The sequence below is a fragment of the Homoserinimonas flava genome (genome assembly GCF_054969005.1).
In genome coordinates, this window is the sequence record NZ_JBUEQS010000001.1 from 324,309 (window position 1) to 339,858 (window position 15,550).

The 15,550-nt window shown below is 66.0% G+C and carries 19 protein-coding genes and 2 tRNA genes; 17 read left to right on the forward strand and 4 right to left on the reverse strand.

Features of this window, described 5'->3' with window-relative positions:
- Positions 1-60: 60 nt before the first annotated feature.
- From modA to ACY48M_RS01525, 3 genes are read left to right on the forward strand one after another with little or no spacing between them, the layout of a single operon-like run.
- On the forward strand, positions 61-819 hold the full coding sequence (modA, locus tag ACY48M_RS01515; RefSeq protein WP_462818475.1) for a molybdate ABC transporter substrate-binding protein: 759 nt from the start codon (positions 61-63) through the stop codon (positions 817-819).
- A complete protein-coding gene (gene modB / locus ACY48M_RS01520; protein ID WP_462818476.1) occupies positions 809-1,645 on the forward strand; it encodes a molybdate ABC transporter permease subunit in 837 nt (278 codons plus the stop codon). The genes modA and modB overlap by 11 nt, the downstream gene beginning before the upstream one ends.
- Positions 1,645-2,388, forward strand: coding sequence for an ABC transporter ATP-binding protein (locus ACY48M_RS01525; protein WP_462818477.1), 744 nt, complete (start codon positions 1,645-1,647; stop codon positions 2,386-2,388). The genes modB and ACY48M_RS01525 overlap by 1 nt, the downstream gene beginning before the upstream one ends.
- 31 nt (positions 2,389-2,419) lie before the next feature.
- Here the strand turns inward: ACY48M_RS01525 and ACY48M_RS01530 are convergent, their stop codons facing one another.
- Positions 2,420-2,914, reverse strand: coding sequence for a nucleoside deaminase (locus ACY48M_RS01530; protein ID WP_462818478.1), 495 nt, complete (start codon positions 2,912-2,914; stop codon positions 2,420-2,422).
- Between the two features lie 59 nt (positions 2,915-2,973).
- On the opposite strand from ACY48M_RS01530, the gene ACY48M_RS01535 reads away from it, so the two are divergent.
- From ACY48M_RS01535 to serA, 3 genes are all read left to right on the forward strand, one after another.
- Positions 2,974-3,378, forward strand: coding sequence for a hypothetical protein (locus tag ACY48M_RS01535; protein ID WP_462818479.1), 405 nt, complete (start codon positions 2,974-2,976; stop codon positions 3,376-3,378).
- Positions 3,375-3,746 (forward strand): hypothetical protein, encoded by a 372-nt coding sequence (locus tag ACY48M_RS01540; RefSeq protein ID WP_462818480.1) that lies wholly within the window; start codon positions 3,375-3,377, stop codon positions 3,744-3,746. Before ACY48M_RS01535 ends, ACY48M_RS01540 begins: the two co-directional genes overlap by 4 nt.
- A gap of 141 nt (positions 3,747-3,887) precedes the next feature.
- Positions 3,888-5,480: a phosphoglycerate dehydrogenase gene (gene serA, locus ACY48M_RS01545; protein WP_462818481.1), complete on the forward strand. Its 1,593-nt coding sequence runs from the start codon at positions 3,888-3,890 to the stop codon at positions 5,478-5,480.
- A gap of 127 nt (positions 5,481-5,607) precedes the next feature.
- On the opposite strand, the gene ACY48M_RS01550 is transcribed toward serA, so the two are convergent.
- Complete coding sequence (locus ACY48M_RS01550; protein WP_462818482.1) at positions 5,608-5,970, reverse strand: hypothetical protein; 363 nt, start codon at positions 5,968-5,970, stop codon at positions 5,608-5,610.
- 74 nt (positions 5,971-6,044) lie between these two features.
- Positions 6,045-6,305: a DUF6458 family protein gene (locus ACY48M_RS01555; RefSeq protein WP_462818483.1), complete on the reverse strand. Its 261-nt coding sequence runs from the start codon at positions 6,303-6,305 to the stop codon at positions 6,045-6,047.
- Between the two features lie 186 nt (positions 6,306-6,491).
- On the opposite strand from ACY48M_RS01555, the gene ACY48M_RS01560 reads away from it, so the two are divergent.
- The 9 genes from ACY48M_RS01560 (at position 6,492) to ACY48M_RS01600 (ending at position 13,650) form a co-directional block, all read left to right on the forward strand.
- On the forward strand, positions 6,492-7,544 hold the full coding sequence (locus ACY48M_RS01560) for a 3-isopropylmalate dehydrogenase (RefSeq protein ID WP_462818484.1): 1,053 nt from the start codon (positions 6,492-6,494) through the stop codon (positions 7,542-7,544).
- 23 nt (positions 7,545-7,567) lie between these two features.
- Positions 7,568-8,674: a branched-chain amino acid aminotransferase gene (locus tag ACY48M_RS01565; protein ID WP_462818485.1), complete on the forward strand. Its 1,107-nt coding sequence runs from the start codon at positions 7,568-7,570 to the stop codon at positions 8,672-8,674.
- A gap of 61 nt (positions 8,675-8,735) precedes the next feature.
- On the forward strand, positions 8,736-9,512 hold the full coding sequence (locus ACY48M_RS01570; protein WP_462818486.1) for a fumarylacetoacetate hydrolase family protein: 777 nt from the start codon (positions 8,736-8,738) through the stop codon (positions 9,510-9,512).
- Between the two features lie 127 nt (positions 9,513-9,639).
- A complete protein-coding gene (locus ACY48M_RS01575; RefSeq protein WP_462818487.1) occupies positions 9,640-9,972 on the forward strand; it encodes a PadR family transcriptional regulator in 333 nt (110 codons plus the stop codon).
- The gene (locus ACY48M_RS01580) at positions 9,969-10,508 is read left to right on the forward strand and encodes a hypothetical protein (RefSeq protein ID WP_462818488.1); all 540 of its coding nucleotides are present in this window, start codon (positions 9,969-9,971) and stop codon (positions 10,506-10,508) included. The genes ACY48M_RS01575 and ACY48M_RS01580 overlap by 4 nt, the downstream gene beginning before the upstream one ends.
- 76 nt (positions 10,509-10,584) lie before the next feature.
- Positions 10,585-12,060, forward strand: a complete 1,476-nt coding sequence (gene gltX, locus ACY48M_RS01585) for a glutamate--tRNA ligase (protein WP_462818489.1) — start codon at positions 10,585-10,587, stop codon at positions 12,058-12,060.
- Positions 12,057-13,061, forward strand: a complete 1,005-nt coding sequence (locus ACY48M_RS01590) for an NAD(P)/FAD-dependent oxidoreductase (protein ID WP_462818490.1) — start codon at positions 12,057-12,059, stop codon at positions 13,059-13,061. Before gltX ends, ACY48M_RS01590 begins: the two co-directional genes overlap by 4 nt.
- A gap of 104 nt (positions 13,062-13,165) precedes the next feature.
- Positions 13,166-13,237, forward strand: a tRNA-Gln gene (locus ACY48M_RS01595).
- A gap of 182 nt (positions 13,238-13,419) precedes the next feature.
- On the forward strand, positions 13,420-13,650 hold the full coding sequence (locus ACY48M_RS01600) for a DUF2795 domain-containing protein (protein WP_462818491.1): 231 nt from the start codon (positions 13,420-13,422) through the stop codon (positions 13,648-13,650).
- Positions 13,651-13,679: 29 nt separating this feature from the next.
- Here ACY48M_RS01600 and ACY48M_RS01605 read toward each other — a convergent pair whose 3' ends face one another.
- Positions 13,680-14,315, reverse strand: coding sequence for an MBL fold metallo-hydrolase (locus ACY48M_RS01605; protein ID WP_462818492.1), 636 nt, complete (start codon positions 14,313-14,315; stop codon positions 13,680-13,682).
- Positions 14,316-14,422: 107 nt separating this feature from the next.
- Here ACY48M_RS01605 and ACY48M_RS01610 point away from each other — a divergent pair, with 107 nt between their 5' ends.
- Complete coding sequence (locus tag ACY48M_RS01610) at positions 14,423-15,340, forward strand: diacylglycerol kinase family protein (protein ID WP_462818493.1); 918 nt, start codon at positions 14,423-14,425, stop codon at positions 15,338-15,340.
- Positions 15,341-15,425: 85 nt separating this feature from the next.
- A tRNA-Glu gene (locus tag ACY48M_RS01615) sits at positions 15,426-15,501 on the forward strand.
- Positions 15,502-15,550 lie beyond the last annotated feature (49 nt).

The window sequence follows — 15,550 nt, forward strand, 5'->3', positions numbered from 1 at the left end:
GACTCACGCTCTGCCTACACCCGCCGCCTCGAAGAGGTGCTGACAGCGTCAAGGAGAGCGATGCGATCGAAGATCGGCAATCGTCGCCTCCCCGCCGCGGTCGGCGGTGCTGTCGCGATCATCGCCTCGCTCGCCGGGTGCGGGGCGTCCGACTCGCGCGACACAACAGCGACCGTCGTGGTGTTCGCCGCGTCGTCGCTCGGCGTCGCGATGGAGCGCCTCGAGCAACGCTTCGAGCGCGAGTATCCGGATGTCGACATCGTCGTGAATCTCGGTGGCAGCACCGCGTTGGCGTTTCAGTTGACCGAGGGAGCCCCCGCCGATGTCTTCGTGTCAGCTGACGATCGCACCATGAGTCGCGCGAGAGAGGCTGGGGTAGTCGGGCCCGCCGAGATCATCGCGAGCAATTCCCTCGTGCTCGCCGTGCCGCTCGGCAACCCGGGAGGGATCGACGCGCTCAGTGACCTGGCGAGAGCTGAGCTGCGGGTCGCACTCTGCGCACCGACGGTGCCGTGCGGTGCCCTCGCGGAGATCGCCCTCGACGCGGCCGGTGTCGACGCCGCACCCGATTCGCTCGAAGAAAGTGCGCTCGGTGTTGTGAATCGTCTCGAACTCGGTCAGGTTGACGTTGGTCTCATCTATGCAAGCGATGCGGCGACGGGCAGGGTCGAGGTTGTCGAACACATCGACGGGGTGCGAAGTGAGGTCTTCATCGCGGCGACACCGCAGGCTGGCGATGCCGCCAACGACTTCATCGACCTCGTGCGTTCGGCAGAGGGCGCCACCATCCTCAAGGAGGCCGGCTTTGGTGCGCCCTGATTCTTCGCCCGCGACGGTGACCCCCTCGACGCCGGTTCGTGTGCCTCGGGTCCTCTGGATCCCGGCGGTCATCGCCATGGCGCTGCTTGTCTTGCCGCTGGTCGCACTCGTGCTGCGGGCGCCCTGGTCAGAGCTCGGAGACCTGCTTGCGAGGCCTGCCGTGCTCAGCGCTCTGACGCTTTCGATCGGCACGGCGACGGCCGCGACCGTCGCGAGTCTCGTGCTCGGCATCCCCCTCGCGGTCGTGCTCGCGCGTTCAGCGGCGTGGCCCGCAGCGCCCCGCCGTCTGCTTCGCGCGCTCGTTACCGTGCCCCTCGTGCTGCCGCCGGTCGTCGGCGGTGTCGCCCTCGTGCTGTTGCTCGGCCGCAACGGCCTCATCGGCGCGTGGCTGTACGAGTGGTGGGATGTCACCATTCCGTTCACACCGGCGGCGGTCGTCATCGCCCAGGTCTTTGTGGCGATGCCGTTCCTCGTGCTTGCGGTCGAGGGTGCCCTCGCCGGGGCCGACCGTCGAATAGAACTCGTTGCGGCAACTCTCGGTGCGTCCCGCTTCACCGTCTTTCGTCGAGTGACAGTGCCCAGCGTCGCTCCCGGCATCGCGGCGGGTGCACTCCTCTGCTTCACGAGAGCACTCGGGGAGTTCGGTGCGACCATCACTTTCGCGGGGAGTTTTCCTGGCACAACGCAGACGCTGCCGATCGCCACGTACCTCGAACTCCAACGCGATCCCGACACGGCAATCGCCCTTGCCCTCGTGCTCATGCTCGTCGCCGTTGCCGTGCTCTTGCTGCTGCGCGACCGGTGGACCCCTGGGCTCACGCGATGATGACCGGGCGGTCTGACGGCAGACTCGACATCGACCTGCGGGTGCACCGGCCCGCCCTGGCCATCACCGTCGCAATGCATATCGAGGCCGGCGAGACCGTCGCCCTCCTCGGGCCGAATGGTTCTGGCAAGTCAAGCATCGTTGCTGCGACGGCCGGCGTGCTCGATGCTGCCGGCACGGTGCTCCTCGGCGACCGCACACTGCTCGACTCGCAGTCAGGCATCCGGCTCGCGCCGGAACAGCGGGGCTTCGGAGTCATGCTGCAACACCCGCTCCTCATGCCTCATCTCAGCGTGCTTGAGAACGTCGCCTTCGGTGCACGGGCCCGAGGGGGCCGGCGAGCCGTAGCGCGTGCCGAGGCCCTCGAATGGCTGGATCGGCTCGATGTCGGTGCTCTCGCCCGGCAACGGCCCCGCGACCTCTCAGGCGGTCAGGCCCAGCGCGTTGCCCTCGCCCGTGCTCTTGCGTCTCGACCGAGGGCACTCCTCCTCGACGAGCCGCTCTCCGCGCTCGACGCCGAGGTGCGCGCCCACGTGCGGAGTGACCTCGCCGCCCATCTCGCGGATGCCGGGGTGCCGACGCTCCTTGTCACCCACAGTTTCGCCGACGCGACAGCGCTCGCGGACCGTGTGGTCGTGCTCGAGCAGGGTGTGGTCACGCATACGGGCACCCCCGCGTCGCTCGCCGCGGCGCTTCCATCGAGCTTCATCCGGAGCCTGCTCAACGACAGCGATTCGACCTAGCTACGACACCTCACGACTGCACTACAGGCTGTCAGTAGTCGATGCGACCGTTGCTAGAGCGCCACGCCTCGAATGGTGCTGCCGCGTCTGGCGTCCTCATTTCGGTGACCGTCATGCCCCAGGTCGAGCGGTCGCGCGCGAGCGTGGCATAGAACTCGTCATCGTCGAAGCCGGCGCTCGCGGCATCCGTGCGGTCGGCCGAGTAGACGACGCGATCGACCCTGGCCCACAGCGCCGCCGAGATGCAGAGGGGGCACGGTTCGCACGAGGTGTAGAGCACGCAACCGGCGAGGGAAAAGTCGCCAATGCTGGCGCAGGCGGCGCGGATCGCGACAACTTCGGCGTGAGCTGTGGGGTCAATGTCGCGCGTCACGCGGTTCTGGCCGGTGCCAATCGCCACGCCGTCGCGCACGATGACGGCACCGAAGGGGCCACCACCATCCGAAACGTTTTTCACGGCGAGGCTGACGGCGTGGGCGAGCCACTCGGTGTCGGTAGTGGGGTGGTCGTGGCGTCGTCGCTCCATCAGAGAAGTCAACCGCATCCCACAAGCATCACGGTCGCGGCACGCGTTAGAGTCGGTGCATGATCGCGGACCCCGACGACGACGCCCTGCGCTGGGGAGACGAAGATCCAAGCCATGTTGCCGGTCCGGCGACACCTCGCGGCACAGAGCCTCCGATTCCAGAGGCGGCGACCTCCACCGGGTCTGCCGTGCTCGTGAGTTATGGCATCACGGCCGGCATCTTCTTGCTCTATTCGGTCGGATGGTTCATCGCCGTGCGGCGGGACACGTTCACGCAACCGAGCCTCTTCGCCGAGATCATGTACCAGCTGGGGGAGTTCTTGGCGATCGCGTCGCCCATCATCTGGTTTGGCGCTGTGCTGCTGCTGACGAGCGCTGACAAGCCCGCCCGGCGTCTCGCGTGGTTGGGTGCTGGAGTGCTGCTGCTCGCGCCGTGGCCGTTCATCCTTGGAGGATCAGCATGAGCGCTCGCGCCGCTGCCGCCAGTTCCAGCCCTCCCTCTGCCGATCGGAGCGGGCCGAAATGGCTCGTCGCGACCGTTGCAATCCTCTTTGGGCTGCTGTTCGCCTACGACCTCATCGAGGCGATCACCAACCTCGTCGGCGTGCCGGCTGAGCTCTCGTCACGCAATGAGTTCCGCACTGAGAATGACCTCGCCGCAATCGCCGTGCCGTGGACACTGCTCTGGGCAAACGTCGCCCTGCCGGTCGTCGCGTTTGTCGTCGCCTGGTGGGCCGGTCGTCGTCGCCGTCCCGGCGCGCAGGCCGTCATCTACCTCGTCGGGCTCGCGGTGGTCGCCGCCTTCACCCTGACGTTCACGGCCCTCATCTGAGCGACCCGCCCCAGTGATGGCGCCGGGGTGTGCCCGCCCGTCAGCATCCCCGGGCGGGAATGTGAGGTGCACTAAACTGACCGAGTCGCGGACCCTTGCATCGCGGCGACACCCCCTCCCTTACGACGAATGGAACCTTTCGTGGCAAAGCCGATCGTGCTGATCGCTGAAGAACTGTCGCCCGCTACCGTCGAGGCCCTTGGCCCCGATTTCGACGTCCGCACCGTGGACGGCACCGACCGCCCGGCGCTGCTGGCGGCGCTTGCCGAAGCATCCGCCGTGCTGGTGCGTTCGGCGACCAAGATGGATGCCGAGGCGATCGCCGCGGGCAAGCAGCTTAAGGTCATCGCCCGCGCTGGCGTCGGCCTCGACAACGTCGACATCAAGTCGGCCACGTCGGCCGGGGTCATGGTCGTCAATGCGCCGACCTCGAACGTCATTTCGGCGGCAGAGCTTGCGGTCGGCCACATCCTCAGCCTTGCGCGCTTCATTCCGGATGCGAACCAGTCGATGAAGGCGGGGGAGTGGAAGCGCTCCAAGTACACGGGCATCGAGCTCTTTGAAAAGACCATCGGCATCGTCGGCCTCGGGCGCATCGGCACGCTGGTCGCGCAGCGGCTCGCCGGGTTCGGTGCCAATCTCATCGCCTATGACCCCTATGTGACGCCGGTCCGCGCCCAGCAGCTCGGGGTCACGGTAGTGACGCTCGATGAGCTCATCGAGCAGTCGGATTTCATCACCATCCACATTCCCAAGACTCCGGAAACCACCGGTCTTTTCGGTGCGGCAGAATTCGCCAAGGCGAAGCCAGAGCTGCGCATCGTCAACTGCAGCCGCGGCGGCATCATCGACGAGGAGGCACTCTTCGAAGCGCTCTCGACGAAGCGCATCGCAGGCGCCGGCCTCGACGTGTTCGTGAGCGAACCGCCCAAGGACTCGCCGTTCGCCACGCTCGACAACGTGGTGCTCACCCCGCACCTCGGTGCTTCGACGGATGAGGCGCAGGAGAAAGCTGGCGTTTCGGTGGCCAAGTCGGTGCGCCTCGCGCTCGACGGCGAACTGGTGCCCGACGCCGTCAACGTGGCCGGTGGGGTCATTGCCGAATCGGTGCGCCCCGGCATTGCGCTCATGGAGAAGCTCGGCCAGGTCTTCAGCGGCATCGCCCACGGGCCGGTGAGCAGTGTCGACATCGAGGTGCGCGGCGAGATCGCCGACCTCGACGTGAGCGTGCTCAAGCTCGCGGCCCTGAAGGGAATCTTCACGAACGTCGTGAGCGAGACGGTTTCATATGTCAACGCGCCACTCCTCGCGGAGCAGCGCGGCATTGAGGTCCGGCTCATCACCGACGCAGTGAGCGACGAGTACCGCAATCTCCTCACCATCCGCGGCGGCCTCACCGACGGCACGCAGGTCTCCGTTTCGGGCACCCTCACGGGGTCGAAGCAGATCGAGAAGCTCGTCGAGGTCAACGGGCACGATGTCGAGGTGCCCATTGCGAAGCACCACATCGTCATGCTCTACACCGACCGCCCCGGCATCGTCGCGGTCTACGGCAAAGAGTTCGGCGATGCCGGCATCAACATCGCAGGCATGCAGATCAGTCGTCGCGAAGCCGGCGGTCAGGCGCTCAGCGTGCTCACGATCGACTCACCGGCACCCGACAGCCTGCTCGACGCAGTCCGCATCGCGATCGATGCAGACGTGATGCAGGAGATTGATATCACCGAGGCGTAGCCGACCGATATGCCCGAGGCGTAGCCGACTGGGATGCGCGAGGCGTAGCCGACGCGTTCGAACGACGAATGCCCCCGCCGGATCGGCGGGGGCATTCGTCGTGCAGGCAGGGGTCAGCAGGCGAGGGTCAGGCGACGCCGGGGACGACCACCGCGACGACGATGTTCGCGATGGTGAGCGCGCCGATGAGGCCGAAGACGGGGGTCGAGACGGGCTTCTTCTTGCGATTGACGAGGGCGAGCACCGTAATGATGAGTGCGATGCCGAGCTTGATTCCGACTTTCACGTGGTTCAGGTCTGCGTCGCCCGCCTCTGCCAGACCGACGAGCAGCAGGCCGGTGACGAGCTGCGTGAGCGCACCGTGGATGATGGCGGGATTGATGACGACCGATCGGGTCTTGATGGACTTCATCTGCACGAGGAACCCGCCGAGAAGTGAGGCGAGACCGATGAAATGCAGGATAACGAGGATGTTGTGCAGGATTTCCATGGCCGCAAGTCTAGTGAGGGCGTGACGAAGGGCCCGGCAACTGCTCGCCGGGCCCTTCGTTGTGCGGTGTGTGCTTAGGCGACCGGGTCGATGGGGTCGCTGCGGGTCTCGCGCTGCGTGACACGCTCACCCGTGCCGTCGACCTGACGCACGGTCGACACCGACGAGCGCTTGCGCGTCGCCATTACGAGTGAGACGAGGAACACGACCAGTCCGGCACCCATGAGGAGGTAGCCGATGAGGTCGAGGTTCACGACACCGCCGAGGTCGACGTTCACCGCGAAGGCGAGGATTGCCCCGAGGACGAAGAGAAAGATTCCTGAACCGATACCCATGTGCTGAGTCCTTTCGTTCATGTTCATGACATCGACCGGCCGGTGGCCGGATGGTCGGGTCGACCTGAAGTCCGATGTCTGATGTGAAAGGTAGTCCGACTTTCGGGGTTTCGGGGGAAATTTCTTCGGCACCGACGCCGCTACGCTGGATCACGACAACGTCCCGTGTCGACCGAGGAGTGCCGAATGCCCCGTAATCTCAAGCTCGCCGTCATCGCCGGTGATGGAATCGGGCCGGAGGTCACGGCCGAGGCTGTGAAAGTGCTGAATGCTGCGCTCGGCGACGACGCGGAGCTCGAAACGGTCGATTTTCCGTTCGGAGCCACTCACTTTCTCGAAACCGGTCGCATCCTCGATCAGGCCGACCTCGACGCGCTCGCGGAGCACGACGCAATCCTCCTCGGCGCGGTCGGTGGCGACCCGCGCGACCCCCGCCTCGCCGGTGGCATCATCGAACGCGGCATGCTCCTCAAGCTTCGCTTCGCCTTCGATCACTACGTCAACCTTCGTCCCACCACGCTCTACCCTTCGGTCACCTCACCGCTCGCGAACCCAGGAGAGGTCGACTTCGTTGTCGTGCGGGAGGGCACCGAGGGTCCGTATGTGGGCAATGGCGGCAGCATCCGCACCGGCACGCCGCATGAGATCGCCAATGAAGTGAGCGTTAACACTGCGTTCGGGGTTGAGCGGCTCGTGCGGTTCGGCTTCGAGACGGCACAGTCGCGCGCGGCGAAGAAGCTCACGCTCGTGCACAAGACGAACGTGCTCGTGCACGCCGGGGGTCTCTGGCAGCGCACGGTCGACGCCGTCGCATCCGAGTATCCGGAGGTCGCGGTCGACTACCAGCACATCGACGCTGCGACCATCCACATGGTGGCCGATCCGGCAAGGTTCGATACGATCGTCACCGACAACCTTTTCGGTGACATCATCACCGATCTGGCCGCCGCGATTTGCGGTGGAATCGGGTTGGCCGCCTCGGGCAACATCAATCCGGATGGCGCCTTCCCCAGCATGTTCGAGCCGGTCCACGGGTCGGCCCCCGACATCGCTGGCAAGCAGCTGGCCGATCCCACCGCGGCAATCCTGTCTGCCGCCCTGATGCTCGACCATCTGAAGTTCACGGATGCTTCGGCCCGCATCGTCGCGGCCGTCGAATCAGATCTCGGCTCCCGCGGATCGGTGAAGCGCAGCACCGCCCAGGTCGGCGACGCCATCGCCGCCGAACTCGCCCGCTAGCACCACGACACAGAAGGACCGTCATGACCGACACCACTAACCACACCGGTCTCGCCTTCGACGTGCAGCGCAGCACCACCGCGCACAGCACCGCTGAGCGCGAGCAGGTGCTCGCGAGCCCAGGGTTCGGCAAGCACTTCACCGACCACATGGTCGACATCACGTGGACGATCGGCGACGGGTGGCACGACGCGCACGTGCGCCCCTACGGGCCCATCAGCATGGACCCCGCCTCGGCGGTGCTGCACTACGGCCAGGAGATCTTTGAGGGCATGAAGGCGTACCGTCACGCTGACGGCACGATCTGGACTTTCCGCCCCGACGCGAATGCGCGTCGACTCCAGCGATCCGCACGGCGCCTTGCGCTCCCTGAGCTGCCGACCGAGCTGTTTGTGGAGTCCCTCCGTCAGCTCGTCACGATCGATGCCGACTGGGTGCCGACGGCCGACGAGACGTCGCTCTACCTGCGCCCGTTCATGTATGCGAGCGAAAAGTTTCTCGGGGTCAGGCCCGCGCATCGCGTCACCTATTCCGTCATCGCGAGCCCCGCTGGCGCCTACTTCCACGGTGGGGTCGCGCCCATCAGCATCTGGCTGTCGAGTGACTACACGCGGGCGGGCCGCGGCGGCACCGGTGCGGCAAAGACGGGCGGCAACTATGCCGCATCGCTGCTGGCGCAGGCGCAGGCCTACGAGCAGGGCTGCGACCAGGTGCTCTTCCTCGACTCCGTCGAAGGCAAGTACATCGAAGAGCTCGGTGGCATGAACGTTGTGCTCGTCTACCGTGACGGCACGATCGTCACCCCAGACTCCGACAGCATCCTTGAGGGCATCACACGCGACAGCATCCTGCAGCTTGCGGCAGACCGCGGGCACACCGTCGAGCGGCGACACGTGAGCATCGACGAATGGCGCGAGGGGGCGGCATCCGGCGACATCGTCGAGGCGTTCGCCTGTGGCACCGCCGCCGTCGTCACCCCGATCGGGCTCGTCAAGGCGCAGGGCTTCGAGATCGGTTCGGCGGATGCTGTCGCGGGCGAGCTGACGATGTCGCTGCGCGCAGAGCTCACCGACATCCAGTACGGCCGGGTCGCCGATCGGCATGGTTGGCTGACACGGCTCGACGCCTGAGCTGGCGTGTGGTCGCTGGGGCCGTCAGGCCCCCCGCTGTGAGGAGCGGTAGACTCAAGCGGTGAAGATCGCGCGTTTCAGCTCTGCCGGCAATGACCCCCGCTACGGAATTCTCGACGACGACGAACTCGTCGTCCTTGCGGGCGACCCCATGTTCTCCGGCTACGAGACGACTGGTGAACGCGTCGCGCTCGCCGACGTGCGGCTGCTTGCCCCCGTGATCCCGCGCTCCAAGGTCGTGTGTGTCGGCCTCAACTACGCGGAGCACAAAGCGGAGATGGACAGGATCACGGCGCCCAGCAACAACCCGCTCATCTTCCTCAAGCCGAACACCTCCGTGATCGGCCCAGGCGAGACGATCCAGATTCCGCCCGTCGAAGGTCGCATCGTGCACGAGGGCGAACTCGCGATCGTGATCGGCAAGATCGCGAAGCGGGTCAAGGCGGCCGACGCGGCCGACTACGTTTTCGGCTACACGATCGCCAACGATGTGTCGGCGCGCGACCAGATGTTCGCCGACGGCCAGTGGGCTCGTGCAAAGGGCTATGACACGTTTTGCCCGACCGGCCCGGTCATTGAAACCGAACTCGACCCGTCCAACCTTGAGATTTCGACCTTCGTCGATGGTGAACCACGTCGCAGCGGCAACACCCGCGACCTGCTGCACGGTGTCCCCGAGCTGATCGAATATATTTCGGATGTCTGGACCCTCCTGCCGGGAGACCTCATCCTCACCGGAACGCCCGCAGGGCTCGGTGGTTTCGTCGACGGCCAGACGGTCGACATCACGATCGAGGGCATCGGCACCCTGAGCAACCCGGCGCGCACCCGCATCTAGCACTCGAGGGTGCTCCTCGTGTGAGAGGTCAAACAGTGTGCTTCTCGACACGAGGAAGCGCGTTTTCTGACCGCTCACGACGGTGGCGCGGTTGCGGTAGCTTGCCATGCAAGCTAACTTGTGATGCATGACAGTGGATGTTGGGGCGCAACTCCGCAAGGGAGTTGTCGAGTCGTGCATCCTCGGCCAGCTAGCACGCGAGCCCATGTACGGCTGGCAGCTGTCGGAAACGCTCATCGAGCACGGCATGATCGCGAGCATCGGCACCCTCTATCCGGTGCTGAGCCGCCTGCGAAGCCAGGGTCTCGTCACCACGTTCGACGAGTCATCCGAGACCGGACCGGTGCGCAGGTACTACCGCCTCAGCGACGCCGGAGTGGCTCAGCTCGAGGCGTTCCGCGAGCAGTGGGGGCCGTTCACCCGCACCGTGCAGCAGTTCATCGGAGAGGATTGCCAATGACCGAGACATCCGCACCCCAGGTCGTGCGAAGCTACCTCGCGGCGCTCGACGCTGAACTCGGCAGCGTGGAGCCGCTGGTTGCCCGCGATATTCGCGCAGGGGTTGCGGAGGAGCTCGAAGGGTTGGATGCCGCGGCCGCAGCCCAGCGCATCGAGCGACTCGGCGACCCAGCGTTTATCGCGGCGGAGGCGCGCTCAGGTTCCGGGGGCCCGAGCGTCGAGGTCGACAATTCGGCGGTCACGGCACCCACCTGGTACATCGTGCTGACGGCGCTTCTTGTTGCGCTGGTGCCCGTCGTCGGGTGGGTCGGTGGAATCATCCTGATGTGGATCTCGCAAGCCTGGCGCACGTGGGAGAAGGCGATGGTGACGGCGATTCCGGTGCTTGTCGTGCTGGCGCTGCTTCCCGCGTGGGCTTTCACAGGGAGGGGTATGGCCATCGCGGCGATTGTGCTTCCCGTGGTGTTCCTGCTCGCAGGGCTATGGCTCCTTGTCCGCGGCCTTCGAGCACGTGACTCGCGCGAAAGCGCCCTGTAGCAGGCACTGGGAGGGCCATTCGGCGCGAGTCAGTGCGACCGCCGGGCAGTGAGCCCGCCGCCGTAGGATAGGAGCAATGTCTGCTCTCTTCTCCACCGCATCCGGCGCCGATGTGCGCGTCCGCTTCTGCCCTTCGCCGACCGGCACTCCGCACGTCGGGCTCATCCGTACGGCGCTCTTCAACTGGGCGTTCGCCCGCCACCACGGTGGCAAGCTCGTCTTCCGCATTGAAGACACGGATGCCGCGCGCGACAGCGAAGAAAGCTACCTGCAACTGCTTGAGGCGCTGAAGTGGCTCAACCTCGACTGGGATGAGGGAATCGACGTCGGTGGGCCGCACGAACCCTACCGCCAGTCGCAGCGCAGCGGCATCTATCAGGGCATCATCGATCAGCTGGTTGACGCCGGTCACCTCTACGAGTCATTTGCCACGGGGGAGGAGATCGAGGCGCGCAACATTGCGAACGGTCGCGACCCGAAGCAGGGGTACGACAATTTCGAGCGCCACCTCACGGAGGAGCAGCGCGCCGCATACAGGGCGGAGGGTCGTCAGCCGGCCCTGCGGCTGAGGGTTCCAGACCACGATCTTGGGTTCCACGACCTGGTGCGCGGCGACATCACGTTCCCGGCTGGCAGCTTCACCGACTTTGTGGTGGTTCGGCCCAACGGAATCCCGCTCTACACCTTCGTGAATCCGGTCGATGATGCGCTCATGGGCATCACGCATGTGCTCCGCGGCGAAGACCTGCTCTCGAGCACCCCGCGGCAGATCGCGCTCTATACGGCGCTCATCGAGATCGGCGTGGCATCCGCGATCCCGCAGTTCGGTCACCTGCCCTACGTGATGGGCGACGCGAACAAGAAGCTGTCGAAGCGCGACCCCGAGTCGAACCTCTTCAACCACCGCGATCGTGGCTTCGTGCCGGAGGGGCTCATCAACTATCTGGCCCTGCTCGGCTGGTCGCTGTCGCACGACCGCGACGTGTTCACGATCGATGAGATGGTGGCGGCATTCGAGGTCACCGATGTGAACCCCAACCCGGCACGCTTCGACCAGAAGAAGGCCGAGTCGATCAACGGCGATCACATCCGGATGCTGGAGCCGCACGATTTCGCCGAGCGCCTGCTGCCATACCTCACCGATCTGGTGACGAGTGGCGAAGACCGGGTGCGCCTGTCGAAGGCGGCCCCGCTCGTGCAGGAGCGCATGCAGTTGCTCGGCGAGGCGCGCGGCCTGCTCGCGTTCCTCTTTACGGCCGATGATGCGATCCAGTACGACGCGAACGCCCTGCCGGGCGACGAGGGCACTGCGGTGCTCGCGGCGAGCATCGAGGCGCTCACGGCGTTGGAGGAGTGGAAGCACGACACGATCGAGGCGGCCCTCCGCGAGGCCCTCATCGATGGGCTCGGGCTCAAGCCGCGCACCGCATTCGGCGCGCTCCGCACTGCGATCTCTGGCCGTCGCATCAGCCCGCCGCTGTTTGAGTCGATGGAGCTCCTCGGCCGGTCGAGCACCCTCGCGCGCCTGCAAAGGCTCGCCGACCGACTGTGAACGCCGTGTTCGAGCGTGAGCCGGGCGATTATGACGTCGTCGTGGTGGGTGCTGGGCCGGCCGGTCTGAGCGCCGCCCTCAACCTGGTACGTGCCCGCCGGCGCGTGCTCGTGCTCGACAGCAATCGTCCGCGGCATTCTGCGACCCTCATTTCCCACGGCTTTCTCACCCGCGACAACACGCCGCCGCACGAACTGCGCAGGCTCGGCCGAGAGGAATACCTCTCTTACCAAGAGGCGGAGCATCAGCTCGCGCGCGTGACCGGCATCACGGCGCTCGCTGAGCCGGGGGAGTACGTCTACAGCACTGAGACCCACACGACCGGTGCGACTGGCTTGTTCGAGGTCACGGCGAAGGGCATCAACGGGGCTCCTGACCGCACAGTGCGCACCGGCACCGTGCTGCTCGCGACGGGGCTGCGCGAGGAGCTTCCGGCGCTGCCGAGCATCCGCTCGTTCTATGGCATGGGCCTGTTCAGCTGTGTTGCGTGCGATGGCTATGAATACAGCGACCGCCCGATCGCCCTCATCGGCGAGACTTCGGATGTCGCGTGGCGGGCCATGCTCATCGCGCAGTGGAGCGACCACCTCACCGTGTTCACGAATGGCTCGGATGCCGTCACCCCCGGTCAGCAAGATCTGCTCGGCGACCGCGGGGTGCGGGTGGAGCGCCGAGCGATTGCGGACATCGAGGGCGGTCGTGAGGGCGTCACGGGAGTGCGGCTCACCGATGGCGAGGTCGTCGCGGTCTCTGGCGGCTTTGTGCGCCCGCGGTGGCACGCGCAACTCGAGTTTGCGGAGTCGCTCCACCTCGACGCCGACGGCTGGGGGCTGCTGACGGTCGATCGCGACGGACGCACGAGCCACGCTGGCGTGTATGCCGCCGGCGACATCACGTCGCCCGGCCCGCAGCAGCTCATCGTCGCGGCGGGCGCCGGTGGGCGTGTGGCGGCGACCATCAACCGCGATCTGATCGGTGTTCCGACGGCGCACCGACGCTAGCTGCCCGCCGATTGCAGAGGGGCGCCAGCGCCACATCAGCGGTTCGAATCATCGTGCCGCGTAGGGTAAAGTGGACTCTTGGTGCCGATCACGGTCGGAGCCATTGGGGTATGGTGTAATTGGCAACACGGCGGTTTCTGGTACCGTTGTTCTTGGTTCGAGTCCAGGTACCCCAGCAGGATTTTCGCTAGTTTCGCCCCCGCATTCCGGTTACACCGGGCGGGGGTTTTTGCGTGTGTGGGTGGGCCGCTCGGCATCGCGCAGTGCCGCCGAAAACTCGGGGGTTCACGAATCCACGAAACGTGCCTATCTTGCTCAGTACGGGCACTCGTCCAGCCCGGCCATCGAGAAAGGCAGGATGATGAACTCGATTCACACGCTGACCGGGGTGCTCTCGGTGCTCGATTTTCCGGCGACGCGCGATGACATCATGCGCCTCGCCCACACCGACTTCGTTGATCGCCGGCTCGCGCGCTGGTTGGAGACGCTGCCGGAGGGCTCGTACGACGGAGCCTGGCAGGTCTGCCAGACCCTCGCGTCAGCATCCGGCCACGCTGCACCGACGTCGACGAGTCTCGTCGGCGCGTAAGACATAGCGCGGCGAGAGTCGGCCGGCACTCACACGTCGAGCGTGTCGCCAACTTCGAGCACGTGATAGGTGCCGCCACCGGCCTCGGTCACGCCACTGAGCCGCTGATTCGCCATGCCCAGACCGATCGGTGAGAGCGGCACCTGGTGGGTGGGGAACGCGTGCTTCGGCGCAACCTCGGCGACGAAGTCCATGGCTTCACCGATCTTGAGCCAGGGCGCACCGGCCGGCGCCGCGAGCACGGTGACCGGGACGGGCGGCACCGTGTACGAGTCGCCGCCGTAGTAGAGGGTGCCATCGACGAGCACACCGACGTTGTCGATGATCGGAATGCTGCGGTGGATGACCGCGTGCTCGCGACCGTAGAAGGCCAAGGCGAAGCCGCCGGCGGTGACCTCGTCGCCTTCAGCGACAACAGTGATGTCGAATGCGGATGCCGCTGCCGCGACCCCGGCCGGGCCGTAGATGGGCACCGCCGGGTTGAGGGCGCGGAGTCGCTCGAGGTGCTCGGGGGTCCAGTGGTCGGGATGCTCGTGCGTAATCACGACGCCGGCGAGCGAATCGATCGCTTCGAGCGGGGCGGTGAAGGCGCCAGGGTCGATGACGAGCTGCTCGCCCTGCTTTTCGACGACGAGGCAGGCATGTTCACGCTTCGTTATTCGCATGCTCTGAGCCTAAGCCGTTGAGGCGCACACCGTCATGATCGGTGAGGCCAGCACGCGCGCTTCGCGCGTCGTCGTGCAGCGGGTCATCGCGCCGCCATAATCGAGGCATGCTGTCGACCGCGCCCAAGAGGATCGTTGTCGCCGCGAATCCGAGCGCGGCGTTCGGGCTCGGGGCCGACGGACTGCCCGCGGTCGTCGCCGGACTCGCGGGCGCGGGACACACGGGGGTGCCGTTCGTCGCCGATTCATTCGAAGAGCTCCGCACCGCCGTCGGGGACGAGCTCGCGCGTGGCGCTGATGCGCTCGTCGTGGTTGGTGGTGATGGCATGGTGAGTCTCGGGGTGAATCTCATCGCAGGCACCCTCACCCCGCTCGGCATTATCCCTTCTGGTTCTGGCAATGATTCTGCCCGGGGGCTCGGCATTCCCCTTGGCAATGTGGAGGCTGCGACGCGGTTGCTCGTCGCGGCGCTCGAGTTCGAGCCCCGCGTCATCGATGCTGGCCGTGTGACGACCTCGGATGGTCGGGTGCGATGGTTTGCCGGTGTGCTGTCTGCTGGCTTTGATGCGATCGTCAACGAGCGCGCGAACCGCATGGGGTGGCCGAGGGGGCCGCTGCGATACACCCTGGCGATGGTGTGGGAGCTGCTCTGGTTTCGGCCGATCAGCTATCGGATGCTGCTCGATGGGGTGCCTTCGGAGCGGCGGGCCATGCTCGCGGCGGTTGCCAACGGCACCTCGTTCGGCGGCGGGATGCTCATCACCCCGGGTGCTCGCTACGACGACGGCGAGCTCGATGTCTTTCTTGTCGCCCCCATGTCGAAGTGGCGATTCATCCGCCTGTTTCCGAGCGTATTCACCGGCGAGCATGTGACAAATCCGGCCGTCACCATCGTGCGTGCTCGGCACATTCGTCTCGAGGCTGAAACCGCTGTCGCCTACGCCGATGGGGAGCGGGTCGGCCTGCTGCCGCTGGACGTCGAGGTCGTCGAGGGGGCGGTCAGGGTGTACGCGCCAATCCTGTGAAGCTGATGCCGGCTCGGTTTGGAGAGGGCTCCGGCATATGTCATACTCTTTGAGTTGCCCGGCCAGTGATGGACGGAACGATGACGGCCCCATCGTATAGCGGCCTAGTACGCCGCCCTCTCACGGCGGTAACACCGGTTCGAATCCGGTTGGGGTCACCACACAAAGAAAACCCGCTCGTTTCCGAGCGGGTTTTTCTTGTATTTGGGG

Bases quoted from the DNA above. Each gene is read 5' to 3' on its own strand.
- ACY48M_RS01560 (WP_462818484.1), top strand. From the start codon at position 6,492: ATGCCCCGTAATCTCAAGCTCGCCGTCATCGCCGGTGATGGAATCGGG.
- ACY48M_RS01530 (WP_462818478.1), bottom strand. From the start codon at position 2,914: ATGGAGCGACGACGCCACGACCACCCCACTACCGACACCGAGTGGCTC.
- ACY48M_RS01565 (WP_462818485.1), top strand. From the start codon at position 7,568: ATGACCGACACCACTAACCACACCGGTCTCGCCTTCGACGTGCAGCGC.
- ACY48M_RS01610 (WP_462818493.1), top strand. From the start codon at position 14,423: ATGCTGTCGACCGCGCCCAAGAGGATCGTTGTCGCCGCGAATCCGAGC.
- ACY48M_RS01605 (WP_462818492.1), bottom strand. From the start codon at position 14,315: ATGCGAATAACGAAGCGTGAACATGCCTGCCTCGTCGTCGAAAAGCAG.
- ACY48M_RS01535 (WP_462818479.1), top strand. From the start codon at position 2,974: ATGATCGCGGACCCCGACGACGACGCCCTGCGCTGGGGAGACGAAGAT.
- gltX (WP_462818489.1), top strand. From the start codon at position 10,585: ATGTCTGCTCTCTTCTCCACCGCATCCGGCGCCGATGTGCGCGTCCGC.
- ACY48M_RS01550 (WP_462818482.1), bottom strand. From the start codon at position 5,970: ATGGAAATCCTGCACAACATCCTCGTTATCCTGCATTTCATCGGTCTC.
- ACY48M_RS01525 (WP_462818477.1), top strand. From the start codon at position 1,645: ATGACCGGGCGGTCTGACGGCAGACTCGACATCGACCTGCGGGTGCAC.
- ACY48M_RS01555 (WP_462818483.1), bottom strand. From the start codon at position 6,305: ATGGGTATCGGTTCAGGAATCTTTCTCTTCGTCCTCGGGGCAATCCTC.
- ACY48M_RS01580 (WP_462818488.1), top strand. From the start codon at position 9,969: ATGACCGAGACATCCGCACCCCAGGTCGTGCGAAGCTACCTCGCGGCG.
- ACY48M_RS01540 (WP_462818480.1), top strand. From the start codon at position 3,375: ATGAGCGCTCGCGCCGCTGCCGCCAGTTCCAGCCCTCCCTCTGCCGAT.
- ACY48M_RS01600 (WP_462818491.1), top strand. From the start codon at position 13,420: ATGATGAACTCGATTCACACGCTGACCGGGGTGCTCTCGGTGCTCGAT.
- modA (WP_462818475.1), top strand. From the start codon at position 61: ATGCGATCGAAGATCGGCAATCGTCGCCTCCCCGCCGCGGTCGGCGGT.
- ACY48M_RS01575 (WP_462818487.1), top strand. From the start codon at position 9,640: ATGACAGTGGATGTTGGGGCGCAACTCCGCAAGGGAGTTGTCGAGTCG.